At 55.0% G+C, this 2,200-nt stretch carries 2 protein-coding genes; both read right to left on the reverse strand.

The window, feature by feature from the left end:
- Nucleotides 1-7: 7 nt before the first annotated feature.
- Complete coding sequence (locus tag Q2B33_RS23895) at nt 8-1,330, reverse strand: ATP-binding protein (protein ID WP_300889177.1); 1,323 nt, start codon at nt 1,328-1,330, stop codon at nt 8-10.
- The gene (locus Q2B33_RS23900; RefSeq protein WP_300889179.1) at nt 1,327-2,055 is read right to left on the reverse strand and encodes a LytTR family DNA-binding domain-containing protein; all 729 of its coding nucleotides are present in this window, start codon (nt 2,053-2,055) and stop codon (nt 1,327-1,329) included. The genes Q2B33_RS23895 and Q2B33_RS23900 overlap by 4 nt, the downstream gene beginning before the upstream one ends.
- Between the last annotated feature and the right edge of the window lie 145 nt (nt 2,056-2,200).

The raw sequence follows: 2,200 nt of genomic DNA on the forward strand, positions 1-2,200 counted from the left end.
CCCTCCCCTATATCTTCAGCACTATGTCCACAAAAAATTCTGTATTGCTGTTGGAGGCTTTTGCTGAGCCACCATACTTTTCCGCTGTGGCAGCGATGGCAGAAAGCCCGATTCCGTTTCCGTTGCGCTTTGTGGAAAGGTAGCCGTCCTTCCCTTTCCTGACCTTCCCGTCAAAACTGTTGGTGGAAACAATATACAACTGGTTCCCGTGGCGAACCTGGGAAGTCAGGCAAAAATACCGCGAGCTTTCCGGGACGGTCAGGCATCCGGCGATGGCGTTCTCCATCAGGTTTCCAAACAGCCCTGTCATGTCAAGCTCCGCGAAAGGGAGAGGCTCCGGAAGTTCAATGTTCCAGTCTGTCTGGATACCCGCAGCATCAGCCATTTCACGGTAATGGCCGAAAAGCGCATTCAGCGCTGCGTTCCTGCAGTAATTTGCAATAGAGTGCCGGTAGAGTACGGTTTCATATTCCGCCATGTGCGCCCGGATGCTGCCGACATCACCCTGCTCGGCAAGGGAGACGAGCAGCCGGATGGAATGGCGGAAGTCATGGCGGAGCTTTGTGGTCTGGCGGATGTGTTCCAGCAGGGAGAGGTACTGGCTGGACTGCATCTCAAGGAGCCGGGAGCGTTCCTTAAGTTCCGCCTGTTCCAGTATGAGTGTGGCGCCCCGGTAGAAAAGGACGTAAATGCCAACAAGAACCGCCATCGCGCCCGCCTCGAAAGCAAGGAACAGCTCGTACATCCGCCCAGCATAAAGGGTGGAGTAGGAGCGTGGGACGGCAAGCACATTGAAAACCAGGAACACGGAGGACAGCACCACCGTGGAATACCAGAGCTTCGGGGAGTCCAGCCTATCCAACGCCCATGAGAAGTTCTCCGTGGCAGGGCGGAAAAAGGCGGCAAGCAGAAGGGTGGCAAGCCCAAGCCGGAACAGGGCAGCTTCCGGGGAGAAATCCGCCGCGCCCAACGAGGGGTGCAGCCGCGCGTCAAAAGCATAGGCGAACTGTGCAGGGAAGGTTTCTATGGCGCAGACCCCCACATAAACGGCGAGGGCGCGGGAAAGGTCCATGTCCACCGTTCGGCGGTACAGGAAAAAGAACAGCACGAGGGCGGGGAAGAACAGCGCCTCCATGCTGATGGAAAACGCCGCATGGAGGAAAGCGGTGGCAAGGGAATAAGGCAGGATCACTGCTGTGCATAGGGCGGCGGTCTTTGCGGGCGTATATTTCATCTGCTTTTTTACCGGAAGGTAACAGGACACCGCGCCGGGGATGAGGACCAGCAGCTGCAGGAGTGCTGACAGAAGCCTGTGCATATCCATGTTCATTCCCCCTTCCTGTGCCGCTGTCTGCTGCGTATTTTCTCAAAATGGTAATCGCTTGCCATCTGCTCTGCCCTGGCACTGTCACGCACACGGACCGGGAACCTGGCTCCGCTTTCCATGACGCAGCATCCGTTTTTAAATTCAAGGATGAATTCGGCATTCACGGCAATACCTTTATTGATGGGGATGAAGCGGGCGTCGCCGCCTGTTTTTTCCATGAATTCCGGCATGGTCATGCGGCACCGCAGCCCCCTGCCGTCTGCAAGTGTGACCATTATGTAATGTGCGTCCGTGGCTGCGGAAGCAATGTCACTCAGGAACACGCGCACGGTTTTCCTGTCCGCGGCAAGTTCTATGTATTTCTGTTCCTGCGGCAGCACTTTCACGGCGTCCGCCAGTACGTCAAAGATGCGCTTTTCAGAAAAAGGCTTGGTGACATATTCAAAGGCGTGGCAGGAGAAGGCGTCCGGCATGAAATCCGTGCTGGAGGTCAGGAACACAAGGAGGCAGCCGCTGTCAGACTTACGCATTTCCAGTGCGGCGGCGACCCCGTCCATGCCTTCCATATAGATATCCATGAACACAAGGTCAAAGCTGCCGCCGCTAAACGCCTCAAGAAAATCCCCTGCGCTGCAGAAGGGGACTGCCTCCACAGGGTATCCGGCGCTTCTGCCGAAACTGTTGCAGAGCTTTCCCATCCCGTCCAGGTATTCCTGTTCATCATCCACTAAAGCTATCTTTAAAATAGGTTTCACCTCAATTCGTATAAAAATCCAATCTAAGTATAGCACAAAAGAAGATAAGTTTCAAATCTGCCAGCCTCCCATTTAAGAATTCCCTGACGTTCTTGCCAGAAAATTGACGTTCCTGCCA

Origin of the sequence: uncultured Acetatifactor sp. (assembly GCF_948601915.1) — a bacterium.
Taxonomy (GTDB): domain Bacteria; phylum Bacillota; class Clostridia; order Lachnospirales; family Lachnospiraceae; genus Acetatifactor.